Genomic DNA, 23,298 nt, shown 5'->3' with positions numbered 1-23,298 from the left:
GCGATATTTTTGGGAGAAACGGTGGATACTAACCAGTGTTTATTTCAGTAGCATAACATTTTGCTGTTCTTTTCCAAGGTTGTTATGATCAGCAGAATTTTAGCAGATACTAAAATTGTGAAATTATTCTCCCCGTCTCAACGGCTGCCATTTGTGGAATTCATCGCATTAATGGCCCTGACTACTTCCTTGGTTGCGCTAACCATTGATGGCATGTTGCCCGCCTTACCGGCTATCGGTCAGGACTTGGCCATCGCCGACCCTAACCATACTCAGTTGATTGTCTCCATGGTGTTTTTGGGGATGGCATTTGGTCAACTATTATTTGGGCCAATGTCGGATAGCTTTGGTCGTAAAGTCGCCTTGTATGCGGGCATGACGGTTTTCATGCTGGGCTGTTTGCTGTCTATTTTTGCGACTGATTTCAATACGATGCTGATTGGGCGCGTATTGCAGGGGGTTGGGGCTTCTGCGCCGCGCGTGGTGCCGATGGCGCTGATTCGTGATGAATATGAAGGCCGTGCTATGGCTCGCGTCATGTCACTCATCATGATGGTGTTTATTTTGGTGCCGATGTTAGCACCGGCGCTTGGCCAACTGGTGCTGTATATCGCGGACTGGCGTAGCATTTTCGGCTCGTTTTTAGGGTTAGCGCTTATCTTAACGCTGTGGTTCTCCATACGACAGCCGGAAACGCTGGCTCCTGAAAACCGCAAGCCATTCTCGTTTAAGCAAGTGTGGTTAGGGCTTATTGAGGTCTGCAGAATCCGTGCGGCATTGGGTTATACCCTCGCGGTTGGTATGGTTTCCGGGCCGTTTTTAACCTACTTAAGCACCGCGCAGCCTGTTTTACAGGAGCAATACGGCTTAGGCGCGCAGTTCTCGCTGTATTTTGCGGTATTGGCATTGGCGATTGGTGTGGCCTCTTTTGTGAACTCCAAGCTCGTTATGCAGTTTGGCATGCGCTTTTTATCGCGCTGTGCCATGTTGGGCGTGATTGGATTATCGCTCGTGTTTTTGTTGCCGGTGTATCTGACTGATGGCAATCCGCCGCTGTTGTTGTTTATGGCCTATCTGGTGGCGATTTTGTTCTGCATGGGAATGTTATTCGGTAACTTGAACACCATGGCGATGGAGCCATTAGGGCATATTGCGGGGATTGGTGCAGCAGTCGTGGGTTCCTTATCGACGCTAGTTTCGGTGCCACTCGGGATTGCCATCGGTATGTTTTACGATAACTCGGTAATGCCATTAGTGATGGGCTTCCTGATATGTGGCTTGGGTGCGTTATGGCTGATTCGTTGGGCGGAACCAGAATGAATTCCCAGGCGCTCACACTCACTGTAATGGCAATGACGGCATTTGCCGGTAACTCATTGCTCTGTCGCGCAGCGCTCAATCAAACTGAGATTGATGCGGCGAGTTTTACCTCGATTCGCTTGATCGCCGGTGCCTTAGTGTTGTGGTTAATTGTGCGCTTGCGGGCCAGTCGTGCAGAAGATAAGGGTGCTGGGCAAAATGCTGTTGGCGGCAATTGGTGGTCGGCGTTGGCGTTATTTGCTTATGCTGCTGGCTTCTCTTATGCCTATGTGAGTTTGGTGGCGGGTACTGGTGCGCTACTGTTATTTGGCGCGGTGCAAGTCACGATGATTGGCTATGGTATTTACCGTGGCGAGCGCTTGCGGGGCATTCAGTTGATAGGCTTGTTAATGGCTTTTGGCGGGCTGATCGGTTTGATGCTGCCGGGGCTTGAGTCGCCACCATTATTTGGCTCGGTGCTGATGTTGGGCGCTGGTGTGGCGTGGGGTGTGTATTCTTTACGTGGCCGTGGTGCGGGCGATGCGACGGTGGTCACGGCTGGCAACTTCCTGCGCTCTGTGCCATTGGCTTTGCTGCTAAGTGCTTTGATGTATTCCTACTGGTCGCTGGATATGGCCGGAGTCGGCTATGCAATTGCTTCTGGAGCGCTGGCATCGGGTGTGGGCTATGCGATTTGGTATACCGCTTTGCCGCTGCTGAAATCCACCACCGCTGCGACCGTGCAGCTGAGTGTGCCGGTGATTGCTGCAATTGGTGGTGTTATTCTGTTATCTGAGCCGCTAACGCTACGCATGGCCTTAGCCAGTGTCGCGATACTGGGCGGTATTGCTTTGGTGATCTTAGAAAAGCAAGCGCGTTGATTCTCGAATAATTAGCTTGGTAGGCGCCACTTCTTGCAAGCTCTTAATCGACTCTTCACTTTTAATTCGGCGCATTAAAATATTGGCCAGTGGCTCCAGTGCCTCGCGCAAAGCGGAGTGGGTCACTGAGAGCGGTGGTTTCATTTCATTAGCCCGATGTAATGGAATGTCATCATCGTGTGCGATCACCGAAAGGTCTTCCGGAATTTTCAAGCCCATTTCTTTTGCGGCTTCATATACGCCTTCGGCAATTAAAATATTAGAACAGATAATGGCCGAGGGACGAATAGTATTGCTTCTGGAAAGAACCGCTTTGGCAGTGCGGTGGCCGAACTCTTCAGTCATCTGCCCGTGATGTACCTGCACCCCGCTCATGTCATCGATAATATCCGCATCACTCATATCGGATGCACTCATCGCATCTAAAAAGCCCGCTTTTCGTTGCTTGGCAAAGCTTAATTCCGCAGGCCCATTGAGTAGAGTGATTCGTTGGTGGCCTATTGATAATAAGTACTCGGTCGCCTGTCGGGACACCCCATAGTTCTCAATATCATAATACGGATAGTCGCTGTCTTCATCCAAGCGGCCATGCATAACGAATGGCACATTTTTTCCACGCAAAAATTCAACCCGAGGATCATTTGGAGTCGGGTGCGTGAGGATGTAGCCATCCATCAAATTGCCAGCAGTCATTGAACGATACGGTGCAAGCACATCAAATTCGGTACTCACATGCAAAATAAAGTGCATGCCGTGCGCGGAGAAATACTGCGATAAGCCGGTGACCACCTCCATAAAGTGAATATTGGCGGACAAATCCGGTGAGGCCTGAATAATCATGCACACCATGCCCGAGCGGCCGGTGACTAACTTCTGTGCAAATTGATTCGGACGATAGTTCATCGCCGCTGCTGTTTTTACAACCAGTAGACGAGTCTCCTCGTTGACTTCGGGAAAGCCATTTAGCGCACGGCTAATAGTTGTCACCGACAAATTGAGGTGACGGGAGATGTCTTTCAAAGTAGCCATAGGTTATAGACGCTCGGAAACTGTAAATACGTATTGGTTTTCGTCGTCAAATTATCAGAATTGACTTAAATGAGCAATTCTTGTGGCGGTTTATATCAGTTGGCCGTGAGCTGCTTAAACTCTAAGTCAAATTTGTTGAGATAGACTTTGAGCCGGTTGCTGTCATTGCTGCTGCTACGGCGCTCTCGGCTCACATTAAACAGTTTACGACCGGCCTCGGCCATGCTTTTACTACCGCGACAAATTTCGATGACATGGGCCAGTTGTGCGTGATCAAACAGGTCGATTTCGGCAATTGCCGCATCGGATAAAATGCTTTGCAGAGTGTCAGCTACCGAGGTGCTGCCTGAAGCTTTTGTTTCATGGTTTGCCCAGTCTGATTGCAAGCGTACGATTTCATCGGCAATGATTGCTTCGGTAATGCGCCCACCGCTGGCCAGTGTCGCCATGCGCGTCATGCTGGAGTTTAAATCGCGGAAATTGGCGCGCCAGCTGGCTTCGCCGGAGTGGGCAAAATCAAGGTATTGCTTGCGCGCAGTTTTATTGAAGCGCACATTGTGGCCCGCTTTATGGGTGAACTGCTGCAGTTCATAGTCGATATTGGGGTCTAAATCTTCCTGCCGCGCTTTTAGCGAGGGGATTTCATAGGTCCAAAGATTGATACGCGCCAGTAAATCTTCGCGGAACAAGCCTTCGCTAACGCGTTGGAATAGGTTGCGATTGGTGCCGGCAATCAGTTGAAAATCGCTACTGATATTGCGATCGGAGCCCAGCGGCATAAAGACCTTATCCTCAATCGCCCGTAGTAACATGGCCTGCTCATCCAGCCCCAGCTCGCCAATTTCATCGAGAAATAACAGACCTTTATTGGCTTCACGCAGCAGGCCGGTACGCGCATTTAAGGCACCGGTAAAGGCCCCTTTTACATGGCCAAATAGCGCGGACATAGCATTGTCGCCGCGTAAGGTCGCGCAGTTAACTTCCACCAGATCAGCGCTGACCAAACCGCGCTTCTGCTTCAGTGCATAAATACGACGCGCCAATTGCGATTTACCGGCACCGGTCGGGCCAGTGAGTAAAATCGGTGCGGTCGAGCGAATCGATACCTGCTCCAGCTGCGCCATCATTTTATTAAAAGCGGCATTGCGGGTTTGGATGCCGCCTTTTAAATGGTCAACCCCTTGGCGCGCCTCGGCCGCAAAGCGTGACGCAATTTGATCATAGCAGGATAAATCCAAATCAATAATTTGATAAGAGCCGCCATTGCCTTCTTTGAGTGGTGAGGATTGCAGTAACTTACCGGGAATAAAGCGCGCCTCGGTTAACAGGTACAAACAGATCTGCGCGACATGCGTACCGGTAGTGATGTGCGTGTAGTAATTGTGATTTTCAGGGTCGAAAGAGATGCGCTTCATCACATCGTGCAGCTCGCCATACACCTGCTCAAAATTCCAAGGGTCGTCGATATTAAGCGTAATACCGGTGAGCTTGGTGCTAGGCGACACCTCTTTGATATCTCCCAGCGTTAATTTAGCCAGCGCTTCATGGTCGGGGTGATACAGCAGAATAAACTCATCAATGGGTAACTCAGGGTGCTGAGCTAGTGCAACATTGGGTCGCCAGCGTTCAAATCGCTTCTGACCAAAGCCACGATGATCAAGCTTACTACCCAAAATACTGATGATGACGTTACTGGTCATAATGTAACCCTAAGTTCGATTTAATTCAGTATATCTAAAACCGTATAAATTTATCTGAAAAAATAATTAGTTCAATTTTGGTGTTTTGGCCTTTCGAGGATGAAAAATAAATAATCCTTAATTTTCAGTTATTTATGATTTTAATTCTAAAGTTGGCACGTGCCGTGCAATAGATTATTTATGACTGTTAACTGCATTGGCCAGCGGAGCAGGTTCTGTATACCTGCCTGACACAGGCTTTCTCTGAAAGTGGCTGTGTATCGGCTGTGTAGGGTCATAGCACGCTGTGCGAAAAGCACGGCAATTTGTTATAGCTCAAGCGGTAGAGCAATTGACTCATCATCAATCGGTTGTTGGTTCGATTCCAACTAGCAAAACAACTCTCCCAGTTGTCTTAACTGCCCGAAAGGGCCACTAGGCAATAGCCTTCGGGATGTTTGTTAGGTAAAGCGGGCGCAGCGTGGCAACACACTGAGTCGGCGGCACTGAGCAGGCATCCAGCACATTGAATGACCTTTGGTATGGGTCCATTAAGTGCGGCAAGTGACCGTCAATACCTTGTTATGAGGCATCCGGCGCTTAGCCCCGTTTAGTGTAAATATCGACGCTCGTTCAGGTGTGAAGGCTATGCCGACTTTATTTATGAATTTTGCAGGAGAAGCAGCATGTTATTCAAAATGAAAACAATTATTCCGGAATCACACCGCGGATTGCTGTTTAAAAATCAGCAGTTTCAGGCGATTTTAACGCCGGGCTGTTATGAACATTGGAATTTACGCGGTGAGATCAGTATTCAGCAGTATGCGGTGAGTAATGAGTTTCGACGCGTCGATCAGGATTTATTGCACTTGGTCGAGTTGCACCCGGAGGCATTCACAGAGCATGTGATGAGCTGGGAAACTGGCCCGCAAGCTATTGGAATGTTTTACGAAGCCGGCGTGCTTAAAGACATCGCCGCACCAGGTCGTAGTGGCGCGTATTGGAAAGGTAAGCGCGAGTTGGAGTTTCGCACGTTGGATATCAGCAATAGCTATCTGTTGAGCGCTAGCTTGGCGGATGAGTTGGCGAAAACCCGTGAGCCATTGCTAAAAAGCCACCTGGTGACTTGCTTGTACACGCTGGGCTATGTGCCGGAAGGACATATCGGTTTCTTATTGGTGAGCGGTGTGCGTCATGCCGTTTTGCAAGAAGGCCAGCATGGCTGGTGGTTGGTTAATCCGTATGTGAGTTTGCAGATGATGGATATGCGCTTGCAGACCATGGAGGTGAATGGTCAGGAGATTTTAACCAAGGACAAGGTGAGCCTGCGGATTAATGTCTCAGCGACGTGGCAGGTATTGGATGCCATTAAAGTCCGTGATGCGATTAAAGATCATGAGGCGTTTTTGTATCGTGAACTGCAGCTGGCATTGCGCAGCGTGGTCTCGACTCAAACGCTGGACCAATTGTTGGCGGATAAAAACCTGCTAAACCAGCAAGTGCATGAGCTAGTGCTGGAGAGTGTGTCAGCCTATGGCCTTGACCTGAAAAAGGTCGGCGTGCGAGATATCGTGTTACCAGGTGATATGAAGGAAATCCTGATTGAAGTAGTAGCGGCTGAAAAGCAGGCTGAAGCGAATTTGATTCGTCGTCGTGAAGAAACTCAGGCCACGCGTTCGCTGCATAATACGGCCAAATTGATGGAAGGTAATCCTGTGCTATTGCGCTTGAAAGAGCTGGAAGTACTGGAAAGTATTACCAGCAATATTTGTGAGCTGAAGGTGTATGGCGGCTTGGAAGGACTGATGAATAGCACGGTGCGCTTGGAATGATAGAGCCATTATAGGTGGTATTTCTTACTCTTTAAGAGATCAAATCTTAGAGCTCATAAGAGGTACCACTTATTTGTTTGATTACATATTAAATTTTATGTCCTTAACTCATTGTTTATTATTTTTTTTGAAAGGGGTATGTTCTATTGTTGATAATTTATTAGAAGCGGCAAATATTAGTAGTTTTTGGCGTCTTATTGTTGCTGTTATATGAAAACAGTTGGCTTGAAAATAAGCCGAGGATCTAGTTTATGAAGGCTTGGTTGAGTGAGTTTCTCTTTATTCGTGAATGTTTTGCTGGGCCAACTGGTAAGCCTTTGTATAGTTATCACGTAACATTTGAGGAATTTCAAAGCCTGAAAAATAAGTTAATCGCCAATATTAGATTCGCTACAGACCCGATCAAAGGTAAGCATTGGGCTGAGCTCTATTGTTTATTTGTAGCAGAAAGGTTTCGGCGCGACTACGGAGCAGAAGAGGGTAGCTGGTCGTGGGAGTGGGCAGATAAGTCATTAGGTTGTGATTTTAAGCAAGGTCTAAGAAGTGAACTCATAAGTTATGGCTTAGAAAGCTTTTGGAAAAGGCCAATACGTCGTACAGAAAAAGGTCGGAATTTTATTGGCTCATTATTTCTGGAGGGCGGGCTGCCTTGGCCGCTGATAAAAAGCGAAACACACGGCTTTGGGCGTGTAATCAGAAAGGGTTTGAAGAATTACCATAGCAATAAAGCCAGTTTAGGCACGACGAGTGACATGATTGCCAGTTATGAGCAAGACTTGCCTTATACCTTTCACAACCTTGAAACCCGACAATTGCTTGCAGGTGTGATTGAACAGCTGATGCATCTCGCAGGAAAGTATCCCAGCTTGAAGCAAGAAATAGATCCGGTTGAATTTTTAGATAAAGCTGAGCCCCGCTGGAAAAAAGATTTTCCTCTACCACTTAATGAAGCTAATGCTAAAAACCTGATTACGGACTGGTTGCGTGATGCAAGTAAGCGTCAGGCAGAAAATGAAATCATTAAAAAGACACCGAATGATTTCAGGTGTACGCACAGTATTGCTGGACAAGTTGAAGGTCACTGGGATTTACAGGCACAACTCATTACGCCTATTGCGGTAACCTTTCCGGTTGATATTTCGGCTCTAAGCAGTACTCGTCTTGAAATGGCATTCTATGAGGGCAGTGTGCTTATTGCTCGGGGTAGCATTGTCTATGGTGAAGTACAAAATGGTACTGAGCTGAAAGTACGGCTACCGAGAGCACCAGTAGTGTTAAAAAGAAGAGACTGTAGTGAGTCACTTTCTTTGGCTTTGATGGATAACGGTGTTGCCATTTATCAAACTCAGTTTGATGCCAGCTCTATTGACTTTGAAACTGCACCGGTCATTTTTGAGGTAAGTGGTGATCAGGAACTGCTTGCAAATGCGAGTTGTTCCTTGAGGCAACCAGCAGTTTTAGTGCGGCTTCCACCTAATGCTGACTTTACTCCAGCGGAAAGTGTAGAAATAAAGCATATACAAACTGATGGTGTTCGCTGGGTTTTGCTTAGCCAGGAGACATCAATCTTTCTGGGAAGTGATAAGTTTAGAGTTCGTTTGAATCATCCTTCTGTAACTCAAACGTTTGCATTGGATGGAAAGCTGCTTGATTTTGATTCCCTCCCTAACGCTGTCTATCTGGGATGGCCAAAGCTGTGCCAAAAGAGCAATGAAGGTTCTGTTTATGAGTATATTAATGGAGAGTTAGTTGCTAAAAGCCGGCGTGAGATAGGTGGGGTCTTTAATTACACGCTTAAAAATAGCTCTGGTGAAATTCTATTCAGGAGAAAATTCGGTGTACTACCTGAAAGCTTTAAAGTCCGTTTGTTTGCCGGTGATGCTACTCGCCCAGCTCGCCTTGAAATTATGGGGGGAGGTGAGTGTAAGTTTGGCGTCATGGGTGAAAATATCAGCTCCCGCTTAGAGATTATTGAGGGGCGATCGGTTATTTCACTTTCTTATCGAGACGCAGTACCACCCTCTAATCTTCAATTAAGTGTTAAAGGTGGTGAATTTCTTGAGCCAGTAATACTACGCTTACCTTTTCCTTATGAGGGAGCGCGATTATTGGACTCCAGTAACAATATATTGACGTCCGAAAGTTTGATCCCAGAAGATCTGATTGGCTTGAGTATATTGCTATTTTCTGTAGGTGAAACACAGTCCTTTCATCTGAGAATGGAGTTGCAGGATAAGAACTTCAGCACTAACGTTTATCTTGATTACCGGTTGTTCAAATCGGGTGATGTTCCGCTTTCTGTTAATTTGTTTGCGTATCAAAATGATTTACGACAGATATTGGCTGCGATGGAAAGTCAGGATGCCTATGTCAAGCTAACGGTTGAAAGCCCTCAGCGTCGCTTAATGACAGTCAATATTAAAAGATATAACGGGTCTATCGCAAAAGATAGCACAGAGGTTTTCACTGCATCTGACTTCACGACTGGTAGAGTGGCTAGTGGAGTAAATGTCTCCGCAATGCTCCTTTCTGATCCCAAGCAAACCCCCATTGAATTGCGTGAACTAACAAGTCAGGGAGTGGGTACTGGCCGATTTGTCACAGATGACTCCATGTATAGAGATGGGCCTTGGTTGCTCTATCCAGAAGCAGAGTCTAGAGTCAAGTTCAGGCCATATCTGCTAGTCGGCCAACCGGCTTCGAATACCTATTCTTCCGGATCTAAAATTCACTCCTTACATGAGGCTGCGCGGCTTTATCACCCTCAGAATAATCCACATGTAATAGATGACCAAATTGCCGAAATGGGAAGTGATCTTGATCACAGTGGGTGGCAATATTTAGATGATATTAAAAGAAAATTTGATCACCTACCACTGTCTACCTTTGAGAGTTGGCTTTCACTTTCACGCAATCCACTAACCTTAGCAGTATCGATTTTACGCCTTGAGGTTGATGAGTTATTTAGTGACCGGATGCGTGATGAGTTGTCGATAATCTGGGAAAGTATTTCTTTACCTATTTGGAGCCAAGCCTATAAAAATTATGATCGTTGGCTGAGGGGAATGGGGCTTCCAGAATTTGTTATTAATGACATGGTTGATAACAGAAAAGCCGTTCTTTCGAACATCGTTTCTGGCTTTGAGAGCGTGGAACACTACCTTAGCAGTGGCAATAATGAGGTGCTTACAAGTCTGCCACCTGACTTGATATTGCCTATGTGGAGGGACACTCTTCATGAAAGCTATCAAAACACTCTTTGGCCAAAGTATTTGAATGGTGAACTTTCAGCGTGGGTTGAACAGCAAGATTTTTCAAAGAAAATTAAGGCACTGCCTCTTGAAAAATATGAAGATTCAGTGGTTTACCTGCCTATATTTATGGCTTATGTAACCTCAGGAAAATCTAGTATTGCTGACTTAAAAATGAACTCAACGATGGCCGAGCTAAAGTTCTTTGTCAGAAAAATATCAGACTTTGATAGGACCTCTTGGTATCGGCCAGCTCATGCACTTGTTACCTCATATTTACTTAATAAAAACGATAAGGATTAATCGCTTATGTACTTCTTCAAGGACTTAATTAACCAAAGCCTCAGTCGCACCAGAGAGGCTACATTAAGTATTTTAGGTATCAATAATGCAGAGCTCAGGCAGCACCTTGCAAGCCAGATGAATGATGAGCTGGGTTCTGATGGGTGCTTTCTGGCAGCCCCCGTTTTTGAGCACACTTTTGGCTGGGAGCCGTCAGCAATATCATTGGCAAGTTTAGAAGGAACGCTTTTATCAAGAAGCTTGCTTGATAATTTGGAGAAAGCTGATGCCTATGATTTTCCAAGAAGTCTAAAGCCTTACAAGCATCAAATTCAGGCTTGGGAAACACTGTTAGATAAGCAGCCTAAGTCAGCAGTCATTACAAGTGGAACGGGGTCAGGTAAGACCGAGTGTTTCATGATTCCCATACTTGAGGATTTAATTCAGGAAAGAGCTAATCAAAAGGGTGCTCTGGTCGGAGTGAGAGCACTATTTCTTTATCCTTTGAATGCACTGATCAATTCTCAGCAGGAAAGGCTCGATGCCTGGACTAAATCCTATGGTAGCGACCTACGTTTTTGCTTATACAACGGTAAAACAGAGGAGAGGTCAGACCGTGTTAGAAAAGAGCAAAAGAAAAAGCCTAATCAGATTCTTTCTCGCGAGCTATTAAGAAAAGAACCAGCCCCCATTTTAATGACAAACGCTACCATGCTGGAATACATGTTGGTGAGGCAAGTAGATAGCCCAATCCTTAGTATTTCAAAAGAAGCCAAATCTCTGCGCTGGATTGTTCTGGATGAAGCACATACCTATGTTGGGTCCCAAGCTGCTGAGATCTCATTACTGCTACGTAGGGTTGTTGAGGCATTTGGCAGAGACGCGAAAGATATTCGTTTTGTCGCCACTTCTGCAACTATCGCAGGTGAGGATGCTAAGGAACAGTTGACACAGTACTTAGCAGACTTGGCAGGGGTTTCTACAAATCAAGTTGTTGTTATTGGTGGAAGGAGAATTTGGGATGAAATCTCGCTTCCTGAAAAGTTATCTAACTTAAGCTTTGATGAAATATCACAGATAGAGCTCGGCTCTGAAGTTTCAGAAAGTAGGTTCACGGCTTTAATTAATAACAGGCTGTCTCACGACCTGAGAACATACATTCTTAAGGGTAGTTTAAATGGTGCTGTGAAACAAAATCGTCCACTTGATTTGTCTGAACTGGTAAATGAGTTCGGTGATAGGTTGGAGGGACAATCTCTTACAGAGAAGCAGCAGGAGCTTCTTGGGTGGTTAGATTTAATGACAGGCACAAAGCCTAGTATCGAGTCAGCACCTTTTCTTAAGCTTCGGATTCATCTTTTTCAGCAGATGTTACATGGTCTGTGGGCTTGCATTGACCCCAAATGTACAGCCAAACCAGAGAGTTTAGGAAAGTGGTCGTTTGGAAATATTTACACTGCTCATAAGTCACGTTGTTCATGTGGGTCACCTGTTTACGAACTAACGTTTTGTAAGGGATGTAAGGAGCCTCATTTACTTGCCGAAGATAAGGGAGGAGAGCTTCAGCAAATCAGCACTTATGTTGAGGATGAGTTTTCACTAAATTCTGAATCAGATAGTGAGGATTTTGAAGGTAGTTCAGACTCAGCTCCAGATATTCAACCAAATGATACGAAAAAAGTCATTGCGGGAATTAACTGTAAAAATGAATCGTATGGCAAAAGCTCATTGGATACTGAGAGCCTTAAGTTTGGTGTACTTAATCAGAGTAACTCTTCAATCAGCTTTTCCCATATTAATCATTCAGAGTCTATATGTAGCCGCTGTGACGCAAAGTCCTCCAAGTTTGGTTCTTGGTATCGTCAATTATACTTAGGATCTCCTTTTTACACTGCGAATGCGGTTCCTACGGTCTTAGAATATTGCCCAGATCCAGATAAAGAGGATTGTGCTGGAAAGTCACCTGAAGAACTTCCTGGGCGTGGACGCAAACTTATTACCTTTACCGATAGTCGCCAAGGCACGGCAAGAATGGCGGTAAGAATGCAGCAGGAAGCTGAGCGGTCAAGGTTAAGAGGATTGGTATTTGAGATCTTGGCAGAGAATCAAAAAAATGTTGACTCAAAGATCACAAACTCCCCCATGGGGGAGTTTTCTTATGATGATTTGATAACATTTGCTGAAACCTTTGAGTTAAAAGGAATGTCTGATCGTGCTGCAGTTTTTAGAAAGCAGGCTGAGGCGCTAATTGATAGTGATTCACGACCAGAAGCTGCAGAAATGAACTGGCAAGATATGGTAAGCGAGCTTTCCGGTTGTACCGATGTTAGTCAATATATTCTTGATTACAATATATCAATTAACCGGAAGATTCTGTCAGAGGATAATACTGGTCGATACATTGCCCGCCTTTTATTGGCAAGAGAGTATGCGCGACGACCTAAAAACCAGAACAGCACCGAGACATTGGGAATTATTAAGGTTAATTATGAGGGTTTATCGAATGTATCTCATGCTCCTCAGTACTGGGAGCAAACGAGAGCGATATCTCCAATACAAGGAGATGTTAGTTTAGAAGGACGGTTAAGCCTAAGTGACTGGAAAGATTTTCTTAAAGTGACATTAGACTTCTTTGTTCGTGAAAATACTTATTTGAAACTTGAGAACACCATCAGGTTCTGGATGGGCTCAAAGTTTTCACCAAAATCCTTGTTTCCGCCAGAATCAAATACAGATGAGAGCAATACAATAAAGATGTGGCCTCAGGCTAAGGGGAATAGTGCATCTAGATTAATCAAGCTCTTAGCTACTGGTTGCAACCTTGACATGACAAATAGGGAAGACCAAAACAAGCTGAATTTATGGTTAAAGTCTGCTTGGGAGGCTCTGACTAGCGATAATGTAAATATTTTGGTGAGAACTGATAAGGGTTATCAACTGCTATTGGATAAAATTACCTTTTCATTACCTAGAGAAGCTTGGGTCTGTAGTGAAACAAATCGCCTGATTGATACTACTTTCAGAGGTTTAACACCTTATCTACCACGAAAAATCCTTACTGATGTCGACTACCGATGTAAGAAAGTAAAGTTGCCCGACCTGTCTAAATTTAGACCTAATAGCAGTGCTGTACCAAAGTTAGTTCAAATCCGAGAACTTGTTAGTCAAGATCAGGAGGTTGATGAGCTAAGGAGCGAGAGTCTGTGGACAGATCTTAGCGATAGAACAGTTGAGGGGGGATTTTACTATAGAACAGCAGAACACTCCGCACAGCAAACCTCAGAGCGTCTGGAGGAATATGAAGAGCTATTTAAGCGAGGAAAAATTAATGTTCTGAACTGCTCAACGACTATGGAGATGGGGGTAGATATTGGCGGCATATCAGCTGTTGTAATGAATAATGTTCCACCTCATCCGGCAAACTATTTACAGCGAGCGGGTCGTGCCGGGCGAAGAAGCGAGTCTAGGGCTATTGCATACACTTTATGCAAAGCGGACCCACATAATAGACGGGCTTTCAATGACCCGGTATGGCCATTTGTCACAAAAATTCCTGCACCCAGTATTACGTTAAGCTCGGATAAGATTGTATTAAGACATGTGAATTCATATTTACTCTCATACTTTCTTCGAACCTTTATTGAGCCTAGTGATGATTATATAAAACTTACAGTGAGCTGGTTTTATAGCGGGGAAAACTCTCCATGTCAGAGGTTTAGAGACTGGCTGGAATCAGCCTCACACTCAGGAGAGGTCGCTTCTGCAGTCGCTAAGTTAACAGCAGGCACCGGTATCTCAGGGCGTTCTTTAGAGGAGCTTTTTGTTGATGCATCTGACCTGATTGGGGGTATTCAAACCAGATGGAAAACTGATTTTGATAAGTTAAACCTCCTCATTGGGAATGCTAAGGAGAATGCTTATAAAAGGGCATTATCCTTAGAGCTTACGAGGCACGGGGGTGAATACCTTTTACGAGACCTTTCTGTTCGTACATTCCTTCCAGTTTATGGTTTTCCAACAGATGTTGTTACGCTGAATACCTATAATATGGATGACTTTATTCAAAAACAAAAACAGAAAGAAAATGAAGGACGGGAGGATAATACTGGAAAGTGGAAAGAGCTGCCTTCGCGGGGGTTAGATGTTGCAATTAGGGAGTATGCCCCTGGTGCGCAAGTCGTTATTGATGGGAAAGTGTATCGCTCAGTTGGTGTTAGTTTACAATGGCATGCAGGAGGCGCAATCAATGAAGCTCAGAAGTTTGATATTGCTTGGCGTTGTACTAATTGTGGGGCTAGTGGCTTAAAAGAAAATGCTTACAGCAATAGTGAAAACCTGACTTGCGATGGTTGTGATACTGAAATTTCTTCGAAAAACCAAAAGCAGGTCTTACGTCCAGCAGGTTTCCAGACTGATTTTTATGACTCTCCGGGCAATGACATTTCATCACAAAAATTTATTCGCGTAGAGAAGCCACTTATTCAATTAATTGGTGAGTCAATTTCGCTGCCTGATGCTCGCTGCGGTCATGTTCAATATGGGAATGACGGTCGCGTTTTTTATAATTCATCTGGAGAGCACGAAAAAGGCTATGCGGTATGCATGAGTTGTGGACGAGCAGAGTCAATGACGAATGAAGGTAATGTGCCTAAAGCCTTGCAACCTGATGAAATGCATAAGCCCATAGGCGGAGGGAGCGTTAGCAGTGATAAGGAACAAAGCTGTTCCGGTGAGGCAGTCAAACCAAATATATACCTTGGCTACCAAATCACGACAGATGTTTTAGAGCTATATTTAAAGAATCCAAAAACTGGGCAGTGGCTGAGTGATTCTGCTGAAGATAAGGTTGTTGCTACAACTATAGCGGTAGCACTTCGTGATGCACTAGCCGATCGTTTGGGGATCTCTAGTTCTGAAATGGGGTTCAGTTATAGAGTAAATCGAGATCTTGAAACGGGCTCTAAACGCTCAGTTATTCAGGTGTTCGATCAGGCTAGCGGTGGAGCTGGTTTTGTATTAGCAGGTCTTGATGATTTGGTCGGTCTCATCGGATCAGTAAAGGAAAAGCTAAATTGTATAGCTGATTGTGACAATGTGTGTTCTGCCTGCTTAGCATCACAAGACAGTAGAGTTGAGCAAGAAGAGTTAGACAGAAAAGCTGCAAAGCAGTGGCTAGAAGAAAGTGATTATCTGTCATTCTTATCTTTACCGGACGCCCTTAAAGATATTCCCGGTGCTACATATTGCTCCAGAGGTGCCAACCAGTACATCAGAAGATCTATTAATACGTTAAAAAGTAAATCTTCTGAAGTCACGATTCGTCTTTTACTCAGTAACGACATTAGTCAATGGGACTTAGGTTTTGCTGGGTTTAGAGATCAGGTATTACGTTGGCAGTTGGTTGATAAAGTAAGTGTAGAGCTATGTATCGAATCAGCAAGTGCCTTCGAAGCTGAGATTCAAAGGGATCTGTCTCGAATTTCTGAGCTTGGGGTGCGTATAGTAGAGCTTGATAAAGCAATACACAGTAGTGATGCCAACTTGATTCTGCAGGTCTTTTCTGAGGAGGGGTGTCATACGCTTTTCTGTAGCAACCCTGAGCCTTTGATACCCGGTGACACTTGGCTCCAATCTTCTAAGACAGATACTTGGGCAACTTCAAATGAGTTAGAACCTATCGCAGTTAACCCTGTTGATACTTCTCTATGGATTAAGCCTGCATCTGGTACATCGGTCATGGTGATTACTGAGGAACTAAACGGCCCTGTCAGTAGCGTAAGTGATCGAATTTCCAAGCTATTTGAGTCTTATGCAAAAGAGTTTTCTGATTTATTGAAGACTGATCAGGTGCGTTCAATTGTTTACTCTGATCGATACCTTAAGTCACCGTGGTCAGCTGTTTTATTGAGTGGATTTATTGAGCTTCTAAGTGGTGATGAGTTGGAGAGTGTCGAGATTAGAACCTTAAGACCTAAGGTGAATGCGGCATATCCGAGTCGTGAAATAAAGCACGACTGGATAAGAGATAGTGATCTGACCAATTGCATAGAGATGTTGTTCTCCGGTGCCTTCGGAATAACTCCTACTGTTCAGTTGTTCGATAAGACTTACGACTTACAACATGGCAGGAGCATGGAAATTGAGTGGGCATCTGGAAGAAAAAGTACATTGTTATTTGACCAAGGAATGGGGTACTGGAATCCTAAAGTGCAGACTAAACAGCAGCAGCTTTTTAACTTTTCGGCCACTGCAGATGCTCAGGAAGAGAAGATGCAAAGAGTATTTGATACGGCTTTAATGGTTAACAGTGGTCAATGGCCAACGTACCTGACGGTTGTTAATTAGGCTTTTCCTTGTAGCCTGCTCAGGCTATGAAGTAGTAGTCATTGCAAAGAGGGCTGCCATACCGGCGGCCCTACAATTTTGTACTTCACTTGACTATACTATGTATATACATTATTGTTTGGTCTCAATTATCGAAAGGAGACATATACGTGTCTAAGTTAAACAAGAAAGATGCCAAGAAAAAAGCAGTAAAGTTCGCAGAGAAAGCCGTTAAAAAAGCAGGCTTAAAAGTCTCTAAGAGCAAGAAAGTTGTAAAAGCAGCGGCTAAGAAAGCGCTGAAGAAAATCAAGAAGGGCGACAACAAGAAAGCACGCGCAGTAGCTAAGAAGATAGCTAAAAAAGCGGCCTAATCTCTCTCGTAGAGTGAGGTCTCATCAGTCAGAACGATGACGAGACCTCTGCTTTTTTGCCTAGTCAGAAGTCAAAAGTATCTGGGTCAGGTCCGAAACGTTTTCCCTGATCTAGCGCATCCAATACCGCCATATCATCCTGCGACAATTCAAAATCAAACACCTGAGCATTTTCTGCAATGCGACTTGGCGTGGCTGATTTTGGAATAGTCACCACTTCATGCTGAATATCCCAACGTAAAATGATCTGTGCAGGCGACTTTCCGTACTTTTCTGCCAACGCCACAATCTCAGACTCTTCACCTAAATGCCCCTGCATGAGCGGGCTCCATGCTTCGAGTTGGATCTTGTTATCTTTACAGAATTTCATCAGCTCTGGCTGGCGTAGTCGTGGGTGAAACTCTACCTGATTAACGGCCGGAACCACTTCAGCCGTCGCTAGAATGTCTTTTAAATGATGGATCTGAAAGTTACTGACGCCAATGGCTTTAGCGCGACCACTTTGGTAAATCTTCTCCATCTCTTTCCATGTCGCTTCATAGCAGTTTGCCACTGGCCAATGTACCAGGTACAAATCCACATAGTCGGTTCCTAAGCGCTCCAAGCTATCTTCAAAGGCTTGCGCAACGCTGTTATCACGCTGGGCATCATTCCAGACCTTGGTGGTTAGAAAGATATCTTCGCGGGCAATGCCGCTGTCTTTAATTGCTTGCCCAACGCCGGCTTCATTTTTGTAAATGGCGGCGGTATCAATGCTGCGATAGCCAACGTCTAGCGCTGTGCGAACGGCACCTTCTACCGAGCCGCCATCGTCAATCTGGAAAACGCCAAATCCTAGCCAAGGCATTTTAAGTCCGTTGTTTAATACGCTGTCGTTTGTCATTGTATTGCCTCCCATTAGTTTTAGGTTGTGGCTATAGTCTATTGGTTAACAGCAGAGACTGCCAGAAACTGGGCCATCTTATATCAACTTGCCTAATGGCTATTTTGTGAAGTTTACCATACGATAATCCTATCTGATTTTTCCTGAGGTCTAGCAATGATAACTATTAATCAAATCAAAGCATTCGATACCCCAGATGTGCGTATTGCCCTTGCAACCACCTTATTCAAGGATGGTGAGTTGTCTCTAGTATGCGCTGCAAGCTTGGCAAAAATGACGCTTGCCGGTTTTATAACGCATGTATCGCGCCTGGGTATTTCCGTAATAACTCAAACCGATGATGAAGTAGAAGAAGATATGGATACCTTGGTCGAATGGCTTACATGTAAATAGCCGCTGTGATTCAAACGATAGTCGCAAGAGTTGGGGAGTAGGTGGGAAGCGTTTGTTAAGGCTTTAAGTCAAACGTTAGTGGCAGGGATTCAAATGCTGGTCGTGCGATAAACCAACCTTGATACAGCGATATTCCCGCACGTTCTAAAAATAAAAACTCCTCGTGGCTTTCGACGCCTTCTGCCAGCACGTCAATGCCAAGATCCAGACAAATATTATTAATGGCTTTTACAATGGTTTGCCGAGGGCCGTTTTTATTAACGTTTTTGATCAGGTGTATATCGATTTTTACCTGGTCAGGTTGAATATCTGCAAGCAGGCTTAAGCCTGCATAACCCGATCCAAAGTCATCAATAGAGATGGCTATACCACTGCGGCGTAGCTTGTTGATGATTTCTGCTAACAGTGGCAAATCCAGTATTGCCTCACTTTCGGTGATTTCGATAATGAGCTGATGTGCATGGATATTGTGTTGTTCTGCAACGCTAATAGTGCGCTCAACATAAGCGCCATGCGCGAATAGGATTTCGCCGGGTGTAAAGTTGAGACTCAAGCAGCAGCTAAGTCCAAGTGAGGCAGCTTGTGCGATGCCTCTTTCCCTGATCAGCTGATCAAAGTCCATGAATTGTTGCTTAGTCACTTGGCTAAATACAGTTGCCGGAGACTCTTGGTTAGGGCCTCTTACCAGTACCTCATACGAGATAATCTTGCCTTCATCGATATCTACAATAGGTTGAAATGCATGGGAAAAGTCGATATTGCTTAGGCTGGCAGGCGTGGACATTGCTAGTCCAGTCTCCAGCGACCCTGAGCGAAAGCTTTCAGTAATTTTTTAGCCCGTCCGGCATCTATTTCTGCAAGGCAGTTTTGCTCAGTGAAAAAGTCATTCATGCCTTCGATGGTTTTTAACTCATCACTTGAAATCGCCGCATAGCCCATGCTCCAGTCGCTAAATTGTCGCTTTGGAATGGCTTCTGAAATGATTTTGGCGACCTGCTGGTGACGTTTGTCGTCGGAGATCTCACTGAATAGCTGATCAAGCGCCGCTTCCTCTCCTTCCAAAACCTGAAAGAAAGAGCCATCGTCATAGAGCAGCATGCCCGTTATACCCAGCGATGCATTTTTCGTTCTCGCTTTCGATAGTAAATCGACAATGTCATCTTGTGAAAAGTCGTTAACGGCTCGGCTAGCGTATATGGTATGGATTAGACTGGACATGGTAGGAACCTTTGTGGGTCAGCCATGCTTATATTATAAACTTAATTTGCATGCAAGCTTGTACTTGGCCCACAGAGAGATGAATATCACAAGTAAACGTTTTTTTAGCATGGAATATTCATTGTTTAGCGAGCTGATTAGTTATGCATCTAACAACTTGATTGTTTTAACTGTGCCTCAATAGACTGCGCAGTTTCAGGACAATCCGCAAAAATGATTCCTACCCGATCAGCCATCATTCCATCGCGATACAGGCGCGCACCGGATGCTTCAACCAGTTGCTCGGCATTGTCAGGGAGCGTCCAATCGCCAAATAGGGAGTACAAACAACCTTGGTTAATGGGCTCCAAGCCTTGCCATGTTTGATGATCGACCAGATTCACCCACGCCTGCATAAAGGCATCGGGGTAATAGTCAAAAAAGGCATTTGACCCGCGCAGGTGGACTTCGATGATGTGGCTACCAATCATCTCGACATTACACAAGCCGGTATAGTCCGCTAATTCGCGACGAATAAAGGTTTCGATATGCGCTTCTGAGTCCTGACAATCTGCGCCAATCAGCCAGTAAATAGGGCGGTTTTTATCACGTTGATCAGCGGCTTTTGTGTGCCCATACCACTGTGGTTCGCCGTTTAGCACTAAAACGTCGGTACTGGTTTGCGTACCGGATAAAAACTCACACCAAAAGCTGCCAGCCGCTGAGTTGCTAGCTGTGTTTTCAGTGCCATTGATAGTGGCATCAGTCAATGCCTGAGCGGTGGTTGCGAAGCTATTGAGCGACATACCGCCTAAATTGGTGATGGGTTTTACAAAGCAAGCGTGCTCCGGTTCAAGTCCCATGGCAATCGGGCTAACGCCACTCGGTGCAGCAATCAGGCCTTGCGATAGCGCAACATGCAGCTTGTTATAAACGTGTCGATGCGCTGGATTCAGACGCCAGACATTCGCATCATTCACGCCGACATCACTCACTGGTGATGGATGGAATAAATAGCGTCGCTCAGGTCGTACTCCGTGAAAGGGCATGTGTCATTCCGGTGGGTTCTGGGAGCGTTGAGTGTAGCGTGAAATGTCAAACAGCGCGGATACAAGCACACTATTCGAGCTGGGATTTATTAGGTATTCTAATTGTGATTTGGTAGGTGGCTTATCTTGTTCAGGTTAGTCCTTGCCCGCCAACAATAAGGTTAACTCCCTTGCCGCAATCGCTTGGCAGCCGGAGGTGTTCTGTCCGCACCAGAGTGGCGAGAAATCAGCTGAGCCCAGTTTCTCCGCAGGCCCGCGTAATTGCCCCATCTCAATCGAGGCATAAGGAAATGCCGGTGCGGGTGAGTCCATATACCCCAGTTCTTTCATCGCACGGTTAACAATGCTTCTGGCGGGCCTGCCAGTGAATACCGTGGTTAGTGCAGTATGGCTGGATTGGTCGCTTTGTATCGCAGTACGGTGTAGTTGGGAGGTTTTAGCCTCGGTACACAGCAAATAGCCGGTACCAATTTGAACAGCACTGGCACCTAGTAATAAAGCCGCTTCCACGCCACGATTATCAGCAATGCCGCCAGCGGCAATCACCGGTACGCCTACCTTGCTAGCAATCTGAGGCACGAGTGCGGCAAGCCCAACCTGAGTCGATATATCATCGGATAGAAACATGCCTCGATGGCCTCCCGCTTCAAATCCTTGAGCGATAATGCCATCAGCCCCTCTGGACTCAAGCCATAGGGCTTCTTCAACCGTAGTCGCAGAAGACACAATTCTGGTTCCCCACTGTTTTAAGCGGGCAACTAACTCGCGAGAGGGAAGACCAAAGTGAAAACTAATGAATTCAGGTTTAAACGGCTCAATGGCATCGGCAATATCATGATTGAATGGCATGCGAGTGGCGCTGTTGGGGCTGCTTTTCAGCTCAATACCCAGCTCATCAAAATAGGGTGATAATGCTTCCTTCCAGCGTGCTTGTTTCTGCTCATCGTAAGCGGGCATCTCATGGCAGAAAAAATTGAGATTAAACGGCTTATCAGTGGCTTGTTTAATGGTTGCAAGCTCGCTGACAATAGTTTCAATGTTCAACAATCCACACGGTAGCGAGCCTAAGCCGCCGGCCTCACTCACGGCAATGGTCAAGGCGCTATCCTGAACGCCGGCCATGGGCGCTTGAATAATGGGAAGCTCGGTGCCAAGGAGTCTTTTTATCGTGCCATCGCGCATGAGTATTTGCCTCGTTATGGGTGTAGAGAGCATTGTGAGGGAGAACTATACAACAAAAGCGGCGATTCAAGCCGTTGAAAAATCGTATGTTGATGATGCAAGTACCTGATTTCCCGTTGCCGCTAACACCCCGAACCTGCTACGCTTCACCCTTCAAATAGCTGACCTGATATTTACCATGACCGTTAAAACCCGTTTTGCTCCAAGTCCTACCGGCTACCTGCACATTGGTGGTGCTCGCACCGCGCTTTATAGCTGGCTTCACGCCCGTAAAATGAATGGCGTTTTTGCACTGCGTATTGAAGATACCGACCGCGAACGCTCGACGGATGAGTCGGTTCAGGCGATTTTAGAAGGTATGGAATGGTTGGGACTGGATTATGACGAAGGTCCGATTTTCCAGACTCATCGCTTTGACCGTTATGCTGAAGTGATTCAGGAGTTAATGGATTCCGGACATGCTTATCATTGTTATTGCAGTCGCGAAGAGTTGGATGCGATGCGCGAGCAGCAGTGGGCGAATAAAGAAAAGCCACGCTATAACGGTTGCTGCCGTGATCGTACTGAGCCTGTTGAAGGCGTTGACCCAGTCGTTCGTTTCCGCAATCCGCTGGATGGCGATGTGGTGATTAATGATTTGGTTAAAGGCGAGATTGTCATTAACAACCGCGAGTTGGATGACCTAATTATCGCGCGTTCAGATGGCACGCCAACCTACAACTTAACCGTTGTGGTGGACGATCTTGATATGAATATTACTCACGTTATTCGTGGTGATGATCACATCAATAATACTCCGCGCCAGATTAATATCATGCTGGCCTTGGGGGCGACTTTGCCGGAATTTGCTCACGTGCCAATGATTTTGGGTGATGATGGAAAGCGTCTGTCCAAGCGTCATGGTGCGGTTGGCGTTATGCAATATCGCGACGATGGTTTCTTGCCAGAAGCGGTGTTGAACTACCTGATTCGTTTGGGTTGGGCGCATGGCGATCAGGAAATCTTCACGCTGGAAGAAATGCTGGAGTTTTTCAAGATTGAAGATGTGCATGGCGCGCCATCAGCCTTTAACACTGACAAATTAATCTGGATGAACCAGCAATACCTGAAGACATTGCCAGCAGAGAATATTGCCGCGCAGTTGCAGTGGCATCTTGATAATCAAAAACTGGACACCAGCAATGGTCCGGCACTGACTGATGTGATTGAAGCGCAGCGTGATCGTGCTAAGACCTTGGTTGATCTGGTGTCTAGTAGCCGTTACTTCTTCGAAGACTTTGAAGCCTATGACGAGAAAGCCCTGAGCAAGCAGTTCAAGCCGGGTGTTGATGCAATCTTGAAGACGGTTCGCGATCAGCTGAGTGAGTTAAGCGATTGGAATCCTGAAGCGATTGAATCCGCGATTAAAGCCAGTTGCGAAGCGATGGATTTGAAACTGGGTAAAGTGGGCCCGCCACTGCGTTTAGCGGTTGCTGGCACGCCAATGTCTCCGGGCTTGGATGTAACCTTGAGCCTGGTTGGTCGTGAGCGCACTTTGGCGCGTATCGATAAAGCCATCGCAACCATTGAGGCAATGCCTGCTTAATTGCTGAGGTTATTGCAGATACAAATAAGGGACTGATTACTCAGTCCCTTTTTTATGTGTC

Annotated in this window: 15 protein-coding genes and 1 tRNA gene; 9 read left to right on the top strand and 7 right to left on the bottom strand. The window is 45.7% G+C overall.

Translation table 11 applies throughout. The features are described from left to right. Positions 1-117: 117 nt before the first annotated feature. Both LEUMU_RS0109210 and LEUMU_RS0109205 read left to right on the top strand, forming a co-directional pair. Positions 118-1,320: a multidrug effflux MFS transporter gene (locus tag LEUMU_RS0109210; RefSeq protein ID WP_245570694.1), complete on the top strand. Its 1,203-nt coding sequence runs from the start codon at positions 118-120 to the stop codon at positions 1,318-1,320. Then, positions 1,317-2,180, top strand: a complete 864-nt coding sequence (locus LEUMU_RS0109205; RefSeq protein ID WP_022951998.1) for a DMT family transporter — start codon at positions 1,317-1,319, stop codon at positions 2,178-2,180. The genes LEUMU_RS0109210 and LEUMU_RS0109205 overlap by 4 nt, the downstream gene beginning before the upstream one ends. On the opposite strand, the gene LEUMU_RS0109200 is transcribed toward LEUMU_RS0109205, so the two are convergent. After that, positions 2,160-3,209, bottom strand: coding sequence for a LacI family DNA-binding transcriptional regulator (locus tag LEUMU_RS0109200; RefSeq protein WP_022951997.1), 1,050 nt, complete (start codon positions 3,207-3,209; stop codon positions 2,160-2,162). The two genes, LEUMU_RS0109205 and LEUMU_RS0109200, sit on opposite strands and share 21 nt — an antisense overlap. Positions 3,210-3,304: 95 nt before the next feature. Continuing rightward, complete coding sequence (gene rtcR, locus LEUMU_RS0109195) at positions 3,305-4,909, bottom strand: RNA repair transcriptional activator RtcR (protein WP_022951996.1); 1,605 nt, start codon at positions 4,907-4,909, stop codon at positions 3,305-3,307. Positions 4,910-5,213: 304 nt separating this feature from the next. Between rtcR and LEUMU_RS0109190 the strand changes: the two genes are divergently transcribed. The 5 genes from LEUMU_RS0109190 to LEUMU_RS25340 all read left to right on the top strand — a co-directional run bounded on the left by LEUMU_RS0109190 (position 5,214) and on the right by LEUMU_RS25340 (position 16,948). Then, positions 5,214-5,286 (top strand) — tRNA-Met (locus LEUMU_RS0109190). Between the two features lie 288 nt (positions 5,287-5,574). After that, positions 5,575-6,720, top strand: coding sequence for a slipin family protein (locus tag LEUMU_RS0109185; protein ID WP_022951995.1), 1,146 nt, complete (start codon positions 5,575-5,577; stop codon positions 6,718-6,720). Positions 6,721-6,971: 251 nt separating this feature from the next. Continuing rightward, positions 6,972-10,274, top strand: coding sequence for an STY4851/ECs_5259 family protein (locus LEUMU_RS0109180; RefSeq protein WP_022951994.1), 3,303 nt, complete (start codon positions 6,972-6,974; stop codon positions 10,272-10,274). Positions 10,275-10,280: 6 nt separating this feature from the next. Then, positions 10,281-16,598 (top strand): DEAD/DEAH box helicase, encoded by a 6,318-nt coding sequence (locus tag LEUMU_RS0109175; RefSeq protein ID WP_022951993.1) that lies wholly within the window; start codon positions 10,281-10,283, stop codon positions 16,596-16,598. A 149-nt stretch (positions 16,599-16,747) separates the two neighbouring features. After that, entirely contained in the window at positions 16,748-16,948 is a 201-nt protein-coding gene (locus LEUMU_RS25340; RefSeq protein WP_022951992.1) for a hypothetical protein, read from the top strand. 64 nt (positions 16,949-17,012) lie between these two features. Here the strand turns inward: LEUMU_RS25340 and LEUMU_RS0109165 are convergent, their stop codons facing one another. Next, entirely contained in the window at positions 17,013-17,831 is an 819-nt protein-coding gene (locus LEUMU_RS0109165) for an aldo/keto reductase (protein WP_022951991.1), read from the bottom strand. 156 nt (positions 17,832-17,987) lie between these two features. On the opposite strand from LEUMU_RS0109165, the gene LEUMU_RS25335 reads away from it, so the two are divergent. Further along, complete coding sequence (locus LEUMU_RS25335) at positions 17,988-18,224, top strand: UPF0175 family protein (protein ID WP_022951990.1); 237 nt, start codon at positions 17,988-17,990, stop codon at positions 18,222-18,224. Positions 18,225-18,279: 55 nt separating this feature from the next. On the opposite strand, the gene LEUMU_RS0109155 is transcribed toward LEUMU_RS25335, so the two are convergent. From LEUMU_RS0109155 to LEUMU_RS0109140, 4 genes are all read right to left on the bottom strand, one after another. Further along, positions 18,280-19,008, bottom strand: a complete 729-nt coding sequence (locus LEUMU_RS0109155) for an EAL domain-containing protein (RefSeq protein ID WP_022951989.1) — start codon at positions 19,006-19,008, stop codon at positions 18,280-18,282. Positions 19,009-19,010: 2 nt separating this feature from the next. Beyond that, positions 19,011-19,442: a BLUF domain-containing protein gene (locus LEUMU_RS0109150; RefSeq protein ID WP_022951988.1), complete on the bottom strand. Its 432-nt coding sequence runs from the start codon at positions 19,440-19,442 to the stop codon at positions 19,011-19,013. 149 nt (positions 19,443-19,591) lie between these two features. Further along, a complete protein-coding gene (locus LEUMU_RS25330; RefSeq protein WP_022951987.1) occupies positions 19,592-20,470 on the bottom strand; it encodes a hypothetical protein in 879 nt (292 codons plus the stop codon). A gap of 135 nt (positions 20,471-20,605) precedes the next feature. Beyond that, entirely contained in the window at positions 20,606-21,652 is a 1,047-nt protein-coding gene (locus LEUMU_RS0109140) for an NAD(P)H-dependent flavin oxidoreductase (RefSeq protein WP_022951986.1), read from the bottom strand. 178 nt (positions 21,653-21,830) lie between these two features. Between LEUMU_RS0109140 and gltX the strand changes: the two genes are divergently transcribed. Continuing rightward, entirely contained in the window at positions 21,831-23,237 is a 1,407-nt protein-coding gene (gene gltX / locus LEUMU_RS0109130) for a glutamate--tRNA ligase (RefSeq protein WP_022951984.1), read from the top strand. Positions 23,238-23,298: the final 61 nt, after the last annotated feature.

The organism is Leucothrix mucor DSM 2157 (assembly GCF_000419525.1).
Classification (GTDB): domain Bacteria; phylum Pseudomonadota; class Gammaproteobacteria; order Thiotrichales; family Thiotrichaceae; genus Leucothrix; species Leucothrix mucor.
This window is presented reverse-complemented; position numbering and strand designations above follow the sequence as displayed.

Excerpts from the sequence above, each read along its gene's own strand:
- LEUMU_RS25335 (WP_022951990.1), top strand. The coding sequence starts at position 17,988 with ATGATAACTATTAATCAAATCAAAGCATTCGATACCCCAGATGTGCGT.
- gltX (WP_022951984.1), top strand. The coding sequence starts at position 21,831 with ATGACCGTTAAAACCCGTTTTGCTCCAAGTCCTACCGGCTACCTGCAC.
- LEUMU_RS0109140 (WP_022951986.1), bottom strand. The coding sequence starts at position 21,652 with ATGCGCGATGGCACGATAAAAAGACTCCTTGGCACCGAGCTTCCCATT.
- LEUMU_RS0109155 (WP_022951989.1), bottom strand. The coding sequence starts at position 19,008 with ATGTCCACGCCTGCCAGCCTAAGCAATATCGACTTTTCCCATGCATTT.
- rtcR (WP_022951996.1), bottom strand. The coding sequence starts at position 4,909 with ATGACCAGTAACGTCATCATCAGTATTTTGGGTAGTAAGCTTGATCAT.
- LEUMU_RS0109150 (WP_022951988.1), bottom strand. The coding sequence starts at position 19,442 with ATGTCCAGTCTAATCCATACCATATACGCTAGCCGAGCCGTTAACGAC.
- LEUMU_RS0109175 (WP_022951993.1), top strand. The coding sequence starts at position 10,281 with ATGTACTTCTTCAAGGACTTAATTAACCAAAGCCTCAGTCGCACCAGA.
- LEUMU_RS0109200 (WP_022951997.1), bottom strand. The coding sequence starts at position 3,209 with ATGGCTACTTTGAAAGACATCTCCCGTCACCTCAATTTGTCGGTGACA.
- LEUMU_RS0109180 (WP_022951994.1), top strand. The coding sequence starts at position 6,972 with ATGAAGGCTTGGTTGAGTGAGTTTCTCTTTATTCGTGAATGTTTTGCT.
- LEUMU_RS25330 (WP_022951987.1), bottom strand. The coding sequence starts at position 20,470 with ATGCCCTTTCACGGAGTACGACCTGAGCGACGCTATTTATTCCATCCA.
- LEUMU_RS0109165 (WP_022951991.1), bottom strand. The coding sequence starts at position 17,831 with ATGACAAACGACAGCGTATTAAACAACGGACTTAAAATGCCTTGGCTA.
- LEUMU_RS0109185 (WP_022951995.1), top strand. The coding sequence starts at position 5,575 with ATGTTATTCAAAATGAAAACAATTATTCCGGAATCACACCGCGGATTG.
- LEUMU_RS0109205 (WP_022951998.1), top strand. The coding sequence starts at position 1,317 with ATGAATTCCCAGGCGCTCACACTCACTGTAATGGCAATGACGGCATTT.